Source organism: Lysinibacillus sp. GW821-FHT14F06 (genome assembly GCF_058803665.1).
In genome coordinates this window covers 1-19,432 of sequence record NZ_JBXAPF010000050.1, presented here as the reverse complement: position 1 = coordinate 19,432, position 19,432 = coordinate 1, and the positions used below count along the sequence as shown (strand labels likewise).

Genomic DNA, 19,432 nt, shown 5'->3' with positions numbered 1-19,432 from the left:
CTATTTTAACAAGTGAATATATTGTTTCATCAATGAAATAGTCGTATCACTAATTTTTTCTTGCTTTAATGATTTTTCTATCTGTTGTAGTACTTCACTTTGCTCTTTACTTTTTGTTGCCTGTAATAGCTCAGCTACATAAAGCGTTTTTTCATAAATGGAGTATTTTTCAATTTTGGCTAAATAGCTTTTCGTATCGTCGAAATGCTTTGGCTTGTCTTTCGCAATACGCTGCAATAGTAAGTGACATAATACAAAATAATTATTTTCAAGCTCAACTAATTCGTTTGTCACGGTTTCCCCACACTTTCAATTCTTTAATTATTTCTTCAATAGTTGCGTTGTTATGCTTTATTTTTAAAAATGCTGTAATTTCTCTTAATAAAACAGGCATCCATTGGGGGAATGATGGATGATTTTGGAGCCAAAATGTATTTAACATATGCACTGCGATTTTATCTAAAATAAGGTTCTTTTCCTTTTCTTCATTGGAATCCTTCATCGTCATTAGCTGTAAAATATATTGCTTTGGTAGCTCAGGAGTTAATTGTTGCTTTGACTGAGCTATTGTCATATTCCTTGTTACCACTACATCATCTAATAAATAATGATAAGAAAAATCATCAACTAAAAATTGATTAATATTCGGCATGTGCAATAAGGCAAGAATATTTTCAGTAGCCACGACATTGCAAATTTTTTGCTCAATAAAAAGGCTACGCGACCATAATGGTAAACGGTGCTCTGTAAATAGGGTTAGCATCTTATTTTTTGGCAACATCTGTAATGTATTTGGTGGATAATAGGTAATATCCATCCACTGTAGTACTGGGTGTGGATATTTTGCACTTGTAAGGGTTACGACATCCTTTAAAAGCTCTACAGATTGGAATAAATCTGTCAGTGTATAAACAACCTGTGGCTCACCAGTAATGTAGACGTGACGTTTTGTCGCCACGCTACCATTTACTGCTGAAGTGTTCCCAATTTCTCGCATTGCTTTCCATAAAGAAGGTTCATTGGAAACAGGAATTTTATCAATTTGCTTGGCAAGCCATAACAGCTCATTGTGCAACTGCATATTGCTCACCATTTACAAGGGATTCAATCGTATTTAAATAAGCACGATTTTCATCAATCAACTGCTGAATTTTTGCTGTGTCGCTTTCTTTCATTTGTTCGACATCTGTAATTTGCTGCTCCCAATGTTGTAGCTGTTCTTTTAGTTGCCTTGGTAGCATCTGATCTAAAACGTTTAATAAATTTGCAAATTCTGTTTTAAACCATAGTGTTAAATATTTCTCTTCATCCGTTAACACTTGCTCTAATTGGCTGTTAATTTCCTTTAGAAGGTGCTCATTTTGTATGCGATTTGTTTCTTCTTCGTAGTTTTCTTCAAGCTTCTTTAGCTTGTGTTTCATCGCTTGTTCTACTTGCTCGCGTTTTAATGTTAACTCTTTACGAATCCGTTCATTGTTTGCTGCTTGGTTTTCTAATGCATCTAATTGATGAAGCTTATCATCACGTAGCGTTTCAAGCTCCTTTTTTCGTTCAAAGAATTGACGACGATGCTGCATATCCTCTTTCTTTGGCTGGCTACGAGTCTCATCTATTTGTTGTCCGATTTTTTTCGCTATTGTTTGCACTGGACTTGTAAACTGGTCCAATGCTTTCGCTGCCTTTAAGACCGTATTATCTGAGCCATTTCCAGGTTTCTTTGATGCTTCAGCAGCAATGGAAATACCTGCAATAATCGCCTTTTCTGCAGCCTCTGAAGCTACTTTTTTCGCTGCTGTCTTCGCTGCAGTTTTAGTCGCTTCTTTTGCAACAACTTTCCCACCTACTTGAGCAGCTGCGGATGTCCCTGCTGTTGCTACTGCTAAAGCTACTGTCAATGCCATATCACCTACAAATCCAATGGCCGAAGCAATTTTTTCACTCTTATTTGGATCAAATGTTTCATCTAAAATATATTCTGGCACGAATTTCTCCACTGCCTGCTCAGTTAGGTTTTCAATTTCTAACAATAAGCGTTCACGTTGTTCATCATTGCCACTACTTTCTGGTAATAACTGTAACTGAGTTTTAACAGCATTGATTTTAGCAAAGGCTCTTTCACGTTCGGCTTCATATTGATTTTGAAGAACTGACAAATTAGGAACAGTCATTTTGAAATTAAATGAAATTTCATCAGGAGATTTCAATTCAATTTTACCCTCATCCCCGACAATTTTTTGAATGCGACCATATAATGTCCCAAACACTTCATTTCTAGTTGTCACAATTTCGTTTTCTATTTTTAAGGTTAATTCATCAATAGATAAATTTTCTTTCACTAAATTTTTCAGCTTCACTTCAAGCAGCTGATAGCATTTTTGCATATATTGCTTCATTTCTTCTTCCGTTTTAAACATTATTTCAAGTAATGCTTCCATTTGATTTGACACTTCAATTTGTGCATCTGCATACTGCATTTGAACCGCTTGCTTTTGTAATGCAGAATCACGTTCATCTGAAGATAAAGCTTTTTCATAAAACTCAACTTGTTGTACAATACGTTCCTGCTCACGCATTAGAAGTTGCTTTAATGCGTACTGTAGTCGATGTTCTTTGAGCTGAGCTAGTTCATTTTTTAATGGCAAAATGAATTCTAAATACAACTTATCCATGTTATAGCCTGTTTTTGCACTTACTGCGTAAACGGGGAAATCCCTACCTAGTTGTTCCTTTAATTCCGCCGTTACTCGTTGTTGCATTTCTTCAATCGTAATGCCTTGTGCTTCGTCAATGCGATCCACTTTATTAATGACAAAATATAGATTCGGCTGATAGCGTAAAATATGCTTCAAATATACAATATCTTCTAGTGTTAACCCTTGCCATGGCATCACATATAATGCTGCATCTGATGTAATTAATGCTTGTTCTGATGCATCAATATGAGCTTTATATTTCGTATTTCGGCCAGGTGTATCAATAAATATAATCTCCTTCAACCAACTTGGAGTTTGCCGTTCAATCACAATGCTCTCGATATCATTGACAGAAACACCTGCTGTTAATGAATGTAATTTTATGACATTCAACTCTGATATCATGCCATTAAAATGATACGCTTCAATTTGGTCTGTTTCCCCACCTTTAATATATGTAGGAATAGCTGTCGTTTCATTTGTATGAGTTGGCAATAAATCTTGATGACCGATTAAAGCATTAATTAAAGCCGATTTTCCAACACTAAATGAACCAAAAACACCTAATGTCATTTGCTTATTATTTGCTTGCTGTTCTAATGCTTCAATAAATTGCATTTCCGTTTTATGTAGTGGAAGTTGCTTCATTTTTTGTAACATTTTTGTTCCCTCCTAGATCATAGCTGTCATTAATAGAATTTTCTCTTCTTCAATACGGTGACGAATTTCTTCGATTTCTTTTGCTAAATTTTGGCGAGCTTCTTGAGAATTAGCCATTTGCTCAGAAAGCTGAGTTGCACGCTTCACCACATCTTCTAATAGCCCATCTTGCTTTTTAATATGCTCTTCAATTTTTTGCTCCGCTAGCTTTAAAGCATCCAGCTCACGTAAAAATTCACGGTATTCGCGTTTTGTTGTATTTAACAGCATCTCTAATTGACGTATCACTTTACGCTTTTCGAGATTTAATTGTTGGTCCGAATTATTTAGTTGCTCATTTAAGCGTTGCATAATAGCCATGTTTTTTTGCTCGCGCATATCGCGACGTTCCTCCCGAATTTCTTCATGAGAACTATAAGCTGTTGATACGCCAGCTAAGCTTAATTGCAAGTCTTTTTCTTCGTTTAACTTTTGTGCTGCTACAGCTTTTTTTTGTTTTGCTAGTTCACGTTTTTGTGCAATTAGTTGGTCGTATTTCTCATTGTTTTCTTGAATAAATCCTTCTTTATCAAAGAAAAATCTACGTTTTTTAATAACACCATGTTTTTCAATCATTTGTGGTGTACTTTGAATGAGCATTTCTTGGAAGCATATATCTTCTTGGAATTCGCGCTCCACCATCGCTTTTTCTTCACGCTTATAACGTAGCTCAGTCTCTAATTGAATTTTCTTTTCTAAAACTGCTCGTTCTCCTTTTAAATCCTGCTCTTTTTCTTCAAACTGTTTTGTTACTTCCTGTAAAATTTCTTCATAGCTTTTACCAACAGCCTTTTTCATTTCTACTTGTAAATGAATGCCCGATGCTTGATGACTCGCTTCAACTTTAACGTCAAATTCGTTTAATTCTTTGCGCATCGTCCTATTCAGCTCTTCTGAAAGATCATAAATTTTCGAATCAAACAGCGCTTGGTAGCCTGTATTGAAAATTTCCATTTCGTCATTAACTTGATCTTCAAGCTCCTCAATTGTAACAATGCCATTGATTGCTGTTTTCGTCATATCAACTAGACGGTCAAAATCTTCATTGAATTGCTTTTCGTTGGCACGAATCGTATCATTAAATAAATTTTTCAAGCGGATAATTTCCTTTTTTAGCTGCATTTTGCGTAGCTCAGCCTCATCCTTTGCTAACTTGTGCATACGCTTTAACTCTTCTAAATCCTCACTATTTTCAAGGTTTTTCTGATATTGCTCAAATTCTGCGATTAATTGACTATAAAATTGATCAATTGCAGTGAATGGCACTTGTAAAAAGTCGTTTGTTTTCTCACCATCAAATAAATACTGCTCTAAACGCTCCTCGAATAATAAAAACTTCGATTCCTGTAAAAGCGTTACAGGGTTTATATCCTGCCAATGCTTCGTTATAACATCCTGGTCGCGGGCCTTTAACGCTTGGAGAGCACTTAGTGGATAAATGACTGCTCGACTTTCCTCGATTTGTTGATAGTTATTTTCGCGTAATGCCTTTTCCAGTTGGTCTTTTACTTCCTGTACTTGATCCGCTGGTACACCGTCTAAGCGATTCGCTACGAAGAAAATGCGATCAATGGAATCCGATAAGTCACGTAAAAATTTAATTTCTGTTAGCTTACCTGGCTGTTCCATATTGAACAGTAAAATACTTGCATTCGATTTTTTTATTTGTGTTTTCGTAATTTTTTCGTGCTCTGGATTTAACGCTTGTAATCCTGGCGTATCCACTAGCACGACCCCATTTTCTAAATAAGGGGAGTCGACATATAAATCGACGTGATGAATTTGATTACTTACATTTACTTTACTACTCATCTCCGTCACATAGTCTGGTAGCTCTAAATAAGGAATTTCAATTTCTTTTCCATCTTTGAAAACTACTTTCGCCACTGGCTCACCAGTGTGATTTGACAGCTCATTTAAATGACGAATGAAATTGACCGTTGCTGTTGTTGGTGTTACTTTTGACGGTAAAATTTCCCGCTGCAATAAAGCGTTAATAAACGTTGATTTCCCTGTAGAAAACTCCCCTACAACAACAATTTCAAAGCGTTCACTTTCCCAATTTTTTTGTAGCGCCTGTAAGTTTTCATTTATTTGATGAATGGATAACACTTCATGATATTTTTCGTTTAGTCGATTTCCTAGGGCAATAGCATTTTCAAAGCGCCCTTTTAGTTCTTCTTTTTTTTGGATAAATTGCTTTCTAATATCCATTTTGTACCCCCGTTATAAAACTTTTAATGTTGCAATTGCTTGATTTTTTGATTTTCGGACGAATTGTTTATAGTTTTCTTCAATCGTTTGAATGTGTTCGTAATAACGCTCCTCTTGTGTAGCAGACAACAGTCTCCATTCGGATTTAATGTCATTGATGCGCTCACTATGAAGTTTTTTCACAATTTCAGATTGATTGCTTACAGTACTGTATAGCGCACCTAATAGCTCTACACTGTACGCTTGCTCTGCATCCTCAAGCACTTCTAGTTGCTTCTCAATGTTTTTCTTTTGTTGCATTTCGCTGTTGAGTCGGCTCGTATACCTTTGCTCAATTTGTCGTAATTGATTTTTATATCTCATATGGATTTCGCTCATTTTCTTGTCCCAATGCTCTTGCTCAGAATAGTCATAACCGATAAACTCTTCTTTTTTCCAAAATAGAACCCCTTTTGTTCGATGCATAGCGCGAGGCTCTGGTTTTTTACCAAGTCGATTTTGTTCTCGTTGTTGACTTGAGCGAATCAGGATTTCTTCGCTATTTTTATCTGAACGTAATCTTTGTAAATCCTGCTCTTTATTTCTAAGCTGGCTTTGATATTGGTTATACTTTTGATCTGCATCGGCAATTTTGGCATTATACTGTTCAAAATCTTTAAAGTCTACAGAAAAACTTAGTGGCTTTAGTTGAATTTTCTTTAAAATTAAATCAAATTCATCCCAACAAATAGCCACATTTGTTTCAAGCTTTTTTAGCATGTCACTAAATTGTGTATCTTGCTGCTGCACCTGTTGTTCAACAGCCTTTACAAATCGTTGACCAAATAAATCAAGATTTTTATCCCACTGCTTATAAATTTTTTCAACAGCATTTAAATGCTGTACATACGCTGTTTTTAAGGTATCCACTTTGGATAAGCTCGTCATTTGCTGGCGAATATAAAGCTGGAATTGCTGATATTGCTGACGAACTGCCTTTAATATGTCATTACCTTGGGCTAGTAGTTGATTTTCATATTGGGTATTTAGCTGATAGACCGCATTGGTACTTTGCTTTAATAGTGCTATTCCGTATTGCTCAACTTCTAAATATTCTAATTCCGTAATAGCTGTTAGTCGTTCAAGTCGTCTTAAACGATCAGCTTCAGCTGCTTCTTTAGCTTGCTGTTGCTGCTGCTCGTAGCTTTCAACTTCATTGAGTAACTCTAAAAAATCATGCTCAATAGAACGAATTTCGGCATTTTGATATTCCTTCGTTACCATGTATGTATGAAGCATTTTTTCTAAAGTGGGCATATTCGACTGCAGTAACAACTGTTCATTTCGCTGTTGTTTACCTCTTAACGCCTCAATAGATGATATACCAACAATTTCGATGTTTTTAATGGCATCAATTTGTACAATTTTCTTTTTTACTTCTGCTTCAACTTCAAGCCATTGTTCCTGCGTAAGTTGATCCACATGGGTACCAACTAAAAATACTTTCTTTTTATAGGCAGCATACTCCTCGATAATCGCATAGTCCTCAGCATCTAAGCCCTTCGTTCCCATAAACAAATAGATGATAGCTGATGAAGATTTTAACTGCTCTCTTGTTGTCTGGAACGCGTTTGCTGTTAATGAGTTTGCTCCTGGTGTATCGATTAATATGAGCTCGTTATTTAAAAAATGAGCCGGCCAATACACATCTACATATTGAATGGAATCAGTAATTTCTTCTCCTTGAAACGTAGTATACTTTTGCAAATCGTTAACAGTTGTTAATGGTAATGAATCTTGTTGTCCGTTCTTTAAAGTTAAAACAACCTTTGCATCCTGCGCTAAGTCACAATGACGGATGCGCGTTAAAATCTTCGTCGATTCAACTTTTCTTGTTGCTAAAATTTCTTGTCCTAATAGCGCATTTAATAAAGCAGATTTTCCGACTGAAAATTGACCGACAACGGCAATACTACTTTCCATTGCCTGTAGTCGTTTTTCAATAAATTTCAGCTCTTCTCCCCAAAAAATATCATCACTGTATTTTTTTAAATAAGCCCTCACTTTTTGTTGCAGCTTCTGTTTTTGATTCAAATGACTAACCTTCCTTATACTCAAATTCGTGCCAAACAATTAGTCCTTAAATGTTTTAATAATTCGATGCAAAAGCGATCCTCTACATTTTCTACAAATGGAATGCTGGAGCTTTATTAAATCTTCTGGTGTTAAAGCATCCCCAAAGAACTCAGTTTTTATATAACCCTTACAGTTTTTGCAATAAATTGCTCGGCTCATTGAAATTGGCATTCTGTCCACCCCTTAAAATATTCTTATCTTTAGTATAAAGATCTTGATGGACAGAATCTGTCTTTCATATGGTTAAATTAAGAGTAACGCATAAGCATTTTTTCTAATGTTTCCTTCATTGATTGACGGAATAATATTGGACTAATCACCTCAATTGCTTCCTTTTGGCTTAGCAACCACATTTGAATCCCTTCCCCATAAACTTCAGCACTAATAAGGTAACCCTTTTGTGGATGTTGCTTAATAACGGTAGCTGTTGGAAGTCGATCAAGGACAGCCTGAATTGATGCCCCATTAAAATAAAATTGAATGTGCAATAAATTGCCTGTATACATAAATTGAACACGTTTACGAAACTCGCCTTCCTCAAAACGGTCACTATATTTCACCTTAAATCGAATATTGAGTGATTTCATAGCAGTTATACGATCGATTCGATAGATTATAGGAAAATCAATATCTGTATTCACTTGATATGCAATTAAGTAAAAATAATACTCAGAAAAAAGAATCCCTACTGGCTGTAGTTGGTGTCTTTTTGCTATAGCGTCCATCTCTTTTTTATAATAAATCTCTATTTCTTGTTGTTGATGAATCCCCATCGCAACTTCCCATAATAGTGGCAATACGGATTGATTATTATGTAAATTAACATAAAGCTGCTTTTCATTATATATAATCGATTCGATTAAAGCTTTGTTATCTTCTGATGCAAAGGATACTAATTTATTTAGTAACTGATTGATCTCTTCTTTTGGAATAGCCCTTGCTTCTAATAGTATCTTTGAGATAGCTAATATCTCCTCAGCCAACAAATAGGTAGGTTGATTTTGCTGCAGGTAATATACATTATGCTTTTTGTCATATAGTAATTTTTGTTCATCACCTAGTGTATGTAGGAAATTTTTTATTTCATTAAAATCACGCTGAATCGTTCTATCTGAAACGTGAAACTGTAAAGCTAGCTCATTTTTAGCAAGCTTTTTGCCATTTAACAATAGATTATAAATCATAAGAATCCGATAATTTTGTGTTGTGGCAGGTATTTTATTCATAATATCACCAACCATTTTTTGTTCTTAAATCACTATTATTCTACCATATTTTTCCCTATAAAAACTTTGTTAATTTATTGTTTCCTCACAACAACTTCCTTCAATTAATATTCACCAAAGTTAATTCTCACTAGCATTTATTCATCATTCATATCCGACAAAGCATATAGCCTTAGAAGCATTTTCGTATTAGAATAACCAGATACAGAAACTATTAAAGCCTATTTAAAAGTAAGCCCGAAATATAAAAAAGCGCACCTTTCTGGTACGCACAACGAATAGCCGTTTATCTGAAAAAAATTCAGATAAATGGCTATTTTGCATATATCGCTTGGATATTTTTTCGACCAAGGCATGTAATCGTTTAAAATTTCTGGCTGTTGATGGAGCGGTAAATTCGGCAGCTCTGTCATTAATGTTACTAGGTATTGATAAAAGTCGATATTCATTTGCTTTTGCTGTTTCGGCCAAATTTAAACAGATCGCATTCGCTTTAGCACCGGCTTCACTAACAGAAAAAAGCCAATTCTTGCGACCAATCACATTTGGGCGAATCGCATTTTCAGCTGGATTATTATCCATCTCAATTCGGCCATCGAACAGAAAAGCTTTTAATCCATGTATTCGATTTAATGTGTATTCGGCAGCTTTAGCTAAGGCATTTTTTCCGAAGAAAGGCGATTCATCCACCCATTTTAAGAATTTCTCTACAATCGGCTTTGAATATTTTTGCCGTGATTTTCGGCGTTTACCTGGTGGAAGATGCTTAAATTGACGTTCTAGGCGATACAGTTGGTCACAGAAATCCACGCCAATTTGCCCGTTTTTGCTATCGGCTTTTAGCCAATATCGTCGCACATGCGCCCAACAGTTAGCGAACGTGACATCAGGAAGATTGCCGTATGCTGAGTAGCCATCACAAATCACCGTTCCTTTAAAGCTTTTTGTAAATTCTATTAGTATAGAACGACTTCTCGATAATGCACTATGAAAAAGAACGATAATCGGTCCTTGGCTTGGCACGCTGCGGAACACCCAATTGTAGGCATTCGATTGACCGGATTTTCCGTCTGAACGTTTGATTATTTGCGCATAGGTTTCATCCACATGTAGAACAGATTTTGCTGTTAATGTCTGCTTCATCTGTTCATAAACCGGTAGAAGCCAATCTTCAGCTGAATGGATCACCCAGTTTGATAAGTTCTTATCATTCATAAGCAGGCTGTATCGTTCCCACTCCTTTACCTGACGGTAAAGAGGCAAGTATTGGATGAACTTATCATAGATGAGTTTTGCTAGAACGGTAGGTCCCGCAATGCTTCGCTGAATGGCAGCTTGTGGGGCTTTTCCACGTTTCATTTGTGCTTTTTTTGTGGCATCCATTTTACAGTGCTTGCATTCATAGGCATGCTCAATATGCTGGATGCGCATCATTTTTGCCGGAATGAATTTTGCTTCTTCACGCACAATCATTGTACTAGCTTCAGTCATTTGACTAAGGCAACAGTCACATTGTGTGTTTTAGGATGATGATGAATTTCTTCGATTTTAATTCCATCACGAAACGAATCATTTCGTTTTTTATGTAGTTTACGAACAACTGTATACGTAACAGTTGACGTGCTTTGTTCTTCTGTGTGCTCAGATTCGCTAAAAGACGGGTCGTCTTCGAATAAAGAGCCTTGCCCATCCGGTGCTTGATTCTTAGATTTTTCCGATTTAGAACCGTATAACGCCTTTGTTAATTGGCGAATTTGTTCAGCTAAGGCCTTGTTTTGGGACAACGAATGATCTAGCTTTATTGAAAGCTCTTCATTTTGTTTTTTCATGTATGCTAATTGTTCTTCAAGTAATTGGATTACTTTTTCTGTTGTCGAAGAGTTTTCCAAATCATTCACCACATTTCATTCAGTATAAGTTATGGATGATTATACCACTTAGGTGAATCGATTTAAAAGATACCTGTTGCAGATTTCGAAATTGCCTTTGGCTGCTGAAGCGATAATCCTTCTAAGAGCCAGCGAAGCTCCTGTTGAGAAAGGTTACGCACTTCCTTTTCATCTTTTGGCCATTGCAGTTTCCCATTATCTAATCGTTTATAAAGCATAGCGAAGCCATCTCCATCAAAGTACAAACATTTATAACGGTCTTTGCTCGTTCCAGAAAATAAGAAAATAGAATCGCTATAGGGGTCCAGTTCAAAAGCATCCTGAATAAGTGTAGCGAGATCATCAATGCCTTTACGCATATCCGTCTTGCCACAGATGATATAGATGTTTTGCACACTCGTAAAATTATGCTTCATTGTTTATTCAGCTCCTTCATGATCATTTGGATGATGCGCTCATCTACGCCATTGAAGAAGGAGATTTCAATATCAATTGTTTTAATGATACAGCTTGGTTCAGAGGAAACTTGCGTTGAATTGATAAAAGAATACTTGTCCGTGATGGGATCCAGTGTCACAGGGACGATTGTTAGTTTAGTAGTTGACATAAAGAAGCACCCCCTTTAATTGATACGTCTATCGTACCGGAGGTGCCTAGTTATTTATATGCGTTATTTGATTACGGGCTTACGATTGAGGTTAACACGACATTAATTATTAGTGTTAATATTGCTAATGGATATACCCTAATTTTCATACATCCTTCACCTTAACTTGCTGTTCTTGCTACTAATAATACGATGTAAAAATGCCACAAACTGCGCGCGTGTCACAGGTGTATTTGGATGGAAATAACCATTATCTCCAAGCGCAATTTTTTCACGCTCTAGTACTGCAATATAGCCAGTACTCCAATGTGTACTATCTACATCGGTAAATGAACTCGTACCTTCAGGCTTTAGTCCTAGCACACCAACAAGTACTTTGGCTAATTGTGCGCGTGTCATATTTTCTGTGGGTAAGAAAGCCCCGTTTGAACCATCCACAATCCCTGCCTGCTGTAATGCCTGTATCGCATTATAGTAAGGATGTGTTGGCGGAACATCTGAAAAATCATCTGCTGTTCGCACTGCTTCAAACGAAAAAGCTTTTGCTAATAGTGCAGCTACATGCATACGGCTAATGGATTCGTCCGGACGGAAAGTACCATCTCCATAACCTTGAATAATGCCTTGTGTCGCTAATTCCTCAATCATGTCCTTCGCCCAATGCTGCCTTATATCATCGAACGTCACTACTGATGGCTTAGGCTGGTGTGGCTCTTTTGGTGGTTCTTCCACTTGCAATGGTGTCCATTTTGCATAGAGTACTAGATTTTCCTTTTCAAGCATTTCACCAGCCCATTGCTCCGTTAACGCTTTATCTTGATACCAGCCAACAAAACGATAGCCCGCTCTTGTTGGCACTGGTAAATCACCAACTGTGCCACCATTTGTATGAAACGTAATTTTTACAGGTGCTGGTGAAGAAAGGTCATTCCCATTCGATGTAAGTGGTGCATCATTGTTACTTGGTGTGGATGGCGGTGTAGTGTTGCCCCCTGTTGTTGGTGGGTTTGCAGTCCACTGAGCATATAGTGTGATATTGACTTTGCCCATTTGGAATGTTGCCTTTTCAGCATAGTATGTGCCTTTGCCATCTGCCTGTGTATTCCAGCCCTTGAAAGTATAGCCTAATCTTACAAGTTGGCCACTATTTTCTTGTACGCTAACTGTTTCATTTTCTTCATATTGCCTATTATTTGGTACTTGCCCACCTGTTGCACCGTTTGCATTATATTGAACTCGATAGGTTGGATTCGTTGTCCACTGGGCATACAGAGTGACATTCGCTTTACCCATTTTGAAAGTATCATTCGGCATATAGGCAATACCTGCTCCATCTGTTTGTAGGTTCCAGCCTTTGAAAGTATGTCCTGTTCTTACGAGTTTTCCACTATTTTCTTGTACGGTCACTATTTCGTTTTCTTCATATTGCCTATTATTTGGTACTTGCCCACCTGTTGCGCCATTTGCATCATATTGGACTGCATAGGTCGGATTTTTTGTCCACTGGGCATATAAGGTAACATTCGCTGTGCCCATTAGAAAGGTTGAATTTTCTGCATAGTGTGTGCCCTTGCCATCTGCTTGTAGATTCCAGCCTGCAAATATATAGCCTGGTTTTACTAGAATACCGCTATTATTTTGTACGGTTACTAGATTGTTCTCCTCATAAATCCCAATATCTTCTGGTACATCTCCGTCTGTAGCACCATTTTTATCGTAAGTTACTGTATAAAATCCTGCTTCATATGCCCCTAAGTCAATTGTCCCCCCTTGGATACGAGCGTTGCCAGCAAGGTCAGTTGGCGAACTATTATATTTATTGTCCCCCTTGTCAATTACTGGTGATTTAGCTTTTAGTCGATAATTGTACTTGCTTGGATCGATAAATATATCTTCGTACTTATAAATGTTCGTCTCTATATTTGTTTTTGTTTTGTGGAATTTAGCTAGTACAGCCCCATTTTCCTCTACGTCCAATAAACTACTTTCAATCTTGCCAGTATAGTCAGAAAGAGCAGGTTCATTATGGTTATCCACGATAATACTATTCCGAATCACACCACTCTCACCGTAAATAGCACCTCTTATTCCTTGTCCTGATCTATCTTCTGATTTATTTCCGCTAATAGTTACATTAGTTAATATTGGGCTACTATCGGCATTGACTATGCCTCCTCCAGCCTGTTGTGCTACATTAGCAAGAAACTCTACATTTGTTAGGTTTGGATTACTACCTCCTATATTGCCCATACCGCCCCCATAAAGTTGTGCCGTATTGGTAGTGAACTTTACATTCAATAGAGCTGGACTACTGCCACCTACATTAACCATCCCGCCTCCAATCTGTGCTTCATTGGCTTGGAACTCTACATTCGTTAGAGTTGGTTCACTACTATTCATATTGGTCATGCCACCTCCACCCTCTGCTGCATTGGAGCTAAATGTTACATTCACAAGTTTCGGGCTACTATCGTCATTAAACATGCCACCTCCAAAATTATGCAGGGGAGCATTATTGGCATTTCCATCTTTAATAGTTACCCCATCTAAAATGGCAGTTTCGTCTAACTGCAAGCTAGCTGGATGATAAAATACATGGTAAGTATTATCTGTATAATCATCCTTTAAGCTAATATCACCGCTTAAAAGGGTTGGATTCGCCTTCCAATCGCGCTCTGCTAAATCAGCCTCTGTACCGTTAAATCCTCCATAAATGGAAACATCATTTTTTAGCTGAAAGGTAGCAGTACGGTCATCTGCCGGATCTATTTTAGCTGTTGGCTTATATGTACCAGTCGCTAACCAAATTTGTTGCCCACTTTGTGCTACCTCTAGTGCTGATTGCAAATTATCGAAAGCGTCCTCCCAGCTTGTGCCATCACGTTTCCCTGCTGCACCTTCCCTCACATAAATCACATGATTCGCAATGGTCGTTTGAAGCAGGGGTGAGGCAATACGAATTGTGTATTTTTGCTCATTTGTCCCTGATAAACGAAACCATAGAAAATGTTCCCCTGTCTTCTCTACGATAAAGGGTTCTGCAACATTAAAGGGTTTCCACGTTGTCCCATTTTGTGAAAATTCTACATTGGCACTATCTGCGGAAGTAGTTGTTACCTGAACCTCTACAGGACTTTGAGCACTTTCTCCTTCTATATATGGCTGTCCATTTGTTGTCATCGTGACTTTTAGATTGCTTGTCGCCAATGCTGGTAAGCTCCCGAATACGATTTGTAAAAGTAATACAGCAATTGCAAAAAGCACTAATGTTTGTCGCATTCCATTTTTCTCCTTTTTATATTCGTACTTGTTCAAGCACAAAAGACTTATTCCTACCTACAAGATTATTTAACAATATAGACTAGCTCATAAAATAAACGCATATTCCAACAATGCATACAATAATAGCCAGAATGCTAATATAACGTTTAGTAAATTTCCAAGTGATACCGTTACCATCCCACAACAACTGCATATAAAAAATTACACCAAGAACCACAGTAAAAATACAACTGTACATTGCAGTTTCCACATTGCTCCACTGCGCCATTTCCTCGCTCGACCTCCCCTCATGCACAAAATGAGGAATCAAAAAACCCCTATGACGGTGTATACTCATCATAGGGGCAAAGGCTTGCTTTTTGTAGTGACTTTTCATTTAAAAAAAGTCACTTTTTTTTGTTCCACAAAACATATTTTGCTAATTCATCTCGATTAAAAACGTATAGTTTTTCGTAAATTTCATGCACTATATTCTTCAATCTCCCCAATGAAATCCCATGCTGCTCTGCAATCTTAGCATAGGGGACTCGGAGCGCAACAAGCTGGGAAATATGGTATTCTCGTGGAGACAAAATAAGTGTGTAATTATCCTTTGCGAGTCGATTGTGGAAGGCGACCCAGTTTTTCCATGCACTGTTCCATTGTCCGATAACTGCATCATAATAGTCAGGAAACTCTCGTAGCAAACATCGCTCTAGTAGTCCCCCTAATGCAGTCACCCTGTCTGCAAACGGTGTAATAAAACCATGAGGCAGAGCGATATGCATAGCCCCCACCAACCACTGTATGGCATCCTCTTCTCGTTTCAATTCATAGGATGCGATTGCACAGGCTAACCGCAAATAGATATCCATAAAGGTAATTCCCTGCGCTGAAGCATTTAGTGTCAAAGTGGTTTGTGCCAAAGCTAGCATGGCATCAAACTGACCAATCGAATAAAAATATCTTGCTCGCAAATAAAGGGCGGCAATTCTAAGTCCAGAAGGAAGAGTATCGAACGCTCCTTCCTTAATCCAGTTAGGTACCATATTTGAAGTAATCAAACTGGCACCTAGTGAAAGCTCCGCAACAGCAACGGCATCCGTATTATTGCTGTCTCTTATATAACCCTTGAGAAAGGTATCAATCTCTGTGTAAGCTGAATAATCTCCTAAACTAATAGCCGCGGATATGGCAGTTAAGGAGATACATAACCTCGCCACGTCATCCCCCTTGGTTTGATAATAACACGCCATCGTCCGCCGGAAGTCTCCTCGTAAAAAAGTAAGCTGGGCTTCATAGATGTGCCTTACTCTGTCCTCATTTACGGTATCTAGAATAGCATCAGGGTTATCAGTAGGCATAGGTATGGAGGTAGAGGCAATCACATGGAGTAAATCAGAAGAAAGCGTATTTCGAGACAGGTTTTTCCCTCTACCGAGATTAGTGGGCTTTTCTGCATTATCTGGAATCATCCATGATCTCCCATATTTCTTCACATTCGCTATCCGTCCCTCCGCCAGCAATCGTTGCACTTGCCTAATCGAAACTCCCCATTTTTCCGCAATCTCTACGGTGGATATATATTGCATTCAATACCCTCCCTTATTGAAAAATTATAATATCATTGTAGTCGCTTGAACGACGTCTTACAATGAATGTTGTGAATTATAGTGGAGGGGTTTTCTTATCTAATGAAATACCACACAATAGGGTCTGAGATAACATGCAGTATTTAGAAAGAAACTCAAATATTTACAGCCAGCAAAATGGACATTGTATGTTCAAAAGAAATATTAGTTTGGCGCAATTTCTACACATGGTTTACAGCATACACATTATTCGTTGTTATTGACGAAGACAACGTAGCAAATTACACGAAAAAACCTTGTAGTAATGTATGGACTTATGTCTTAGCCCAAGTTAAAGGTTAATGAAATGAGCAATCAAAACGATTATCCATTATTACAATTTTTTTATCTAGCTGTAAAATTAGAGCTAATCCCAAAAAAGTAAAGGACAATGCAGTTGTTGGAGTCATCTAGAAAGAAAATATGACTGTATTCAAAAACCTGACAAGGTCTGAGCAATATGTCTCATTACTAAACTGTTTTTGAGTGAAAGTGGATTGGTCTGAAATAAAGGGTAGTCATTATCATCAAGAACCTTATAATGTCCCTTTTCTAATAAGCTATTTAGAAGAGCTTCATATACAGAAAGAACTGAAGTTACATAAAGACCGTGAGTTAAATAAATTATTGTATGACTATGGATACTTCTTATTGTATTTTAGTTACTTTGGATTTTGGCATGTCGAGTTGGATGAAGAACAGAGAAAGGATAATCGCTATAGAGCTAAATCAATTATATGCATGCCATTATTTAAACAATTAGCAGCTGCCTTAATTGAAGGGTGGGAGCAGAAGCAGCAGAATGATGATGGAAGCATATATACTATTGAAAAGCTATTTGCCTTCGACATGATAGAAGTTGAAAAAGTAGAGCGGCTTCTAACAAATGAGACTATGTCTCAAGCATCGTTCTTCTATTTATTACAGCCATTATTTGAAGTGGGGGAATTGACAAAAATCTTACACGATATAAAAAAACAATAGTGGCAGGAGAATATTTACTAAAGTAGGGGATTAAGCGTCCAAGATGAGACCCCTGAAGCAAGCAAATCTGAGAAACAAAGGCTAAATGCATCACGTTCTGTGATAACGCCTTCGTGACTCCCTCCTACTGCTGCCGCTTCACTTTTGCGCAAATAACATCTGTTGCCCCAAAAGCAGCTCATCGGACACCCCGGTAAAGCACACTGGTGGAGCAGAAGTCAATCACAAGTTATGGTGAAGAGCCAAATATAATCTAATACGAAATTTGTATCTATATGAAATTTTAGTAATGTTATAGGGGGATATAATATGGAAATAAAAACGAATGAAATGGAGATTGTAAAAAAATCTTTTTGGAAAAGTAAAGCCTTTTGGATTGTATCTATCATTGTCTTCTTAATTTCAGCTTATTATATAGGGAAATCTAATAATGTACCTAAAGGAATAGATTCTAATTTTTATAATGAATCTGTACATGCATTTGGGAAATATAACGAAATATTTGATGATGGAAAATTTCCTAGTAACGGATTTATTCCTGATGATAAAGATGTTAAAACGTGGTTAGCTACTAATACCATGAATTATTCTATAAATCCTAATGACTATACAAAAAAGGAAGCTCGTATAATAGTTCTATTTAATACAATAAGGGAAAATTTAAAAATGCTACAACAATTAGGTGAAGGAGAAGGTTTTAAAATTCAGATTTCAGAAGCGTGGAGTGAGTTAGCTGATATTTTAGAAATTTATAGTAATTCCCCACTTAATAATGTTGCAATAAATCAAGAAGAAAGTATAGTAACTGAGGAAGCTACTTTGGATTCTACAAACGCAGATTTGGAAAATGAAACTAATAATTTTCTCGATAATAATGAAGATATTAATACTACTAATGAATTTGGAATTACTAAACTTGCAAAAGCATCTGGTGAGGGTAATATAACTTTAGTAAAAAACTTATTAAGTCAAGGTGCCGATCCAAACTTATGTAGAGATATGGGCGAACCCCCCCTATTATGGGCTATTCGAGCAAATAATGATGAAATAGTAAAAGTCTTACTAGATGCTGGTGCTAACCCAAATTATAAATCAAATGAGGGGATGACACCTTTAATAATTGCCCAAGAAAACGGTGCCAACGTAATTCTTAAATATTTAGAAGAATTCCGCGCAAAACAGTAGATGAGGCTGGGACAAAACCCTTCTCTAAACTAAAAAGCCGGTGAAATTTTACGATCAGTAAAATTTCACCGGTTTTAAATTTTTTTCATAAAAAAATAAGGACCACTTCTGATAAAATTAAGTCACCACAACAAAATTATACAGAAAGAAGGATCCTTATGTTTAAAGATTATAACATGAATCAACTAGTTTTGCCTTTAGATTTAGAAGTGAAGTTACAAAAGAATGATATTGCCTTCCATATCCACCATTTAGTCGAAAGTATCCCGCCCGAAGCGTTTGAACCATTCCTTCGAAATGAGGGCTGTCCTGCCTACCATCCACGCATGATGCTTAAAATTATCTTATGTGCCTACACGCAATCTGTCTTCTCAGGGCGCAAAATTGAAGGACTTTTAAAAGATAGTCTTCGGATGATGTGGTTAGCTCGAGGAAATGAACCAACCTACCGCACAATCAACCGATTCCGTGTCCAATCAGAGGTGAAGGAGTTAATTCGTCAATGCTTCGTTCAATTCCGCTGTCAGCTGGTACAGGAAGAATTAATTGATCAGGAAGCCATTTTTATCGACGGAACTAAGATTGAAGCAAATGCGAACAAATTTACATTCGTGTGGAAAAAGTCAATTGAGAAATATCATAACGGACTAATTGAAAAGTCAAACCAGCTATACGATGAACTACTTGAAAAAGAAATCATCCCAGAAATTGAACGGGAAAATGAAAAGGAATTAGCATTGGAAGACCTCGCTCAAATGGTCGAAAAAGTAGATGAAGTGATCGCTGAATATGATCGGAAAATTGAGGACTCATCAGATGTAGCAGAGCGAAAGGCTTTAAGAACGGAACGAAAATTCCCAAAGAAAGCCCGCACACAATTAATCGACTATATTGAACGCAAACTAAAATACCAAAGAGACTTCGAAAT

The 19,432-nt window shown here is 37.1% G+C and carries 13 protein-coding genes and 1 pseudogene; 3 read left to right on the top strand and 11 right to left on the bottom strand.

The window, feature by feature from the left end; translation table 11 throughout:
• The 11 genes and pseudogenes from AC1RNS_RS25220 to AC1RNS_RS25170 all read right to left on the bottom strand — a co-directional run bounded on the left by AC1RNS_RS25220 (position 1) and on the right by AC1RNS_RS25170 (position 16,296).
• The gene (locus tag AC1RNS_RS25220; RefSeq protein ID WP_492996581.1) at positions 1-294 is read right to left on the bottom strand and encodes a hypothetical protein; all 294 of its coding nucleotides are present in this window, start codon (positions 292-294) and stop codon (positions 1-3) included.
• Positions 275-1,081 (bottom strand): hypothetical protein, encoded by an 807-nt coding sequence (locus AC1RNS_RS25215; protein WP_492996580.1) that lies wholly within the window; start codon positions 1,079-1,081, stop codon positions 275-277. The genes AC1RNS_RS25220 and AC1RNS_RS25215 overlap by 20 nt, the downstream gene beginning before the upstream one ends.
• Positions 1,065-3,353 (bottom strand): dynamin family protein, encoded by a 2,289-nt coding sequence (locus tag AC1RNS_RS25210; protein WP_492996579.1) that lies wholly within the window; start codon positions 3,351-3,353, stop codon positions 1,065-1,067. Before AC1RNS_RS25210 ends, AC1RNS_RS25215 begins: the two co-directional genes overlap by 17 nt.
• 12 nt (positions 3,354-3,365) lie before the next feature.
• On the bottom strand, positions 3,366-5,606 hold the full coding sequence (locus AC1RNS_RS25205) for a dynamin family protein (RefSeq protein ID WP_492996578.1): 2,241 nt from the start codon (positions 5,604-5,606) through the stop codon (positions 3,366-3,368).
• Between the two features lie 12 nt (positions 5,607-5,618).
• The gene (locus AC1RNS_RS25200) at positions 5,619-7,679 is read right to left on the bottom strand and encodes a dynamin family protein (protein ID WP_492996577.1); all 2,061 of its coding nucleotides are present in this window, start codon (positions 7,677-7,679) and stop codon (positions 5,619-5,621) included.
• 290 nt (positions 7,680-7,969) lie between these two features.
• Positions 7,970-8,947 carry a helix-turn-helix transcriptional regulator gene (locus AC1RNS_RS25195; RefSeq protein ID WP_492996576.1) on the bottom strand — a complete coding sequence of 326 codons (978 nt, stop codon included), beginning with the start codon at positions 8,945-8,947 and terminating at the stop codon, positions 7,970-7,972.
• Positions 8,948-9,288: 341 nt separating this feature from the next.
• Positions 9,289-10,776 (bottom strand): annotated as a pseudogene (gene tnpC / locus AC1RNS_RS25190) (IS66 family transposase); the annotation flags it as partial.
• Between the two features lie 122 nt (positions 10,777-10,898).
• Entirely contained in the window at positions 10,899-11,252 is a 354-nt protein-coding gene (gene tnpB / locus AC1RNS_RS25185; protein ID WP_492996575.1) for an IS66 family insertion sequence element accessory protein TnpB, read from the bottom strand.
• Positions 11,249-11,443, bottom strand: a complete 195-nt coding sequence (locus AC1RNS_RS25180) for a hypothetical protein (RefSeq protein WP_283870409.1) — start codon at positions 11,441-11,443, stop codon at positions 11,249-11,251. Before AC1RNS_RS25180 ends, tnpB begins: the two co-directional genes overlap by 4 nt.
• Before the next feature lie 156 nt (positions 11,444-11,599).
• Positions 11,600-14,722: an InlB B-repeat-containing protein gene (locus AC1RNS_RS25175; RefSeq protein ID WP_492996574.1), complete on the bottom strand. Its 3,123-nt coding sequence runs from the start codon at positions 14,720-14,722 to the stop codon at positions 11,600-11,602.
• Positions 14,723-15,111: 389 nt separating this feature from the next.
• Positions 15,112-16,296 (bottom strand): hypothetical protein, encoded by a 1,185-nt coding sequence (locus tag AC1RNS_RS25170; RefSeq protein WP_492996573.1) that lies wholly within the window; start codon positions 16,294-16,296, stop codon positions 15,112-15,114.
• Between the two features lie 531 nt (positions 16,297-16,827).
• Here AC1RNS_RS25170 and AC1RNS_RS25165 point away from each other — a divergent pair.
• The 3 genes from AC1RNS_RS25165 to AC1RNS_RS25155 form a co-directional block, all read left to right on the top strand.
• Positions 16,828-17,319 (top strand): hypothetical protein, encoded by a 492-nt coding sequence (locus AC1RNS_RS25165; protein ID WP_492996572.1) that lies wholly within the window; start codon positions 16,828-16,830, stop codon positions 17,317-17,319.
• A 309-nt stretch (positions 17,320-17,628) separates the two neighbouring features.
• Positions 17,629-18,504, top strand: a complete 876-nt coding sequence (locus AC1RNS_RS25160; protein ID WP_492996571.1) for an ankyrin repeat domain-containing protein — start codon at positions 17,629-17,631, stop codon at positions 18,502-18,504.
• Between the two features lie 158 nt (positions 18,505-18,662).
• A partial coding sequence (locus AC1RNS_RS25155) for a transposase (RefSeq protein WP_492996570.1) occupies positions 18,663-19,432 on the top strand: 770 nt, incomplete at its 3' end.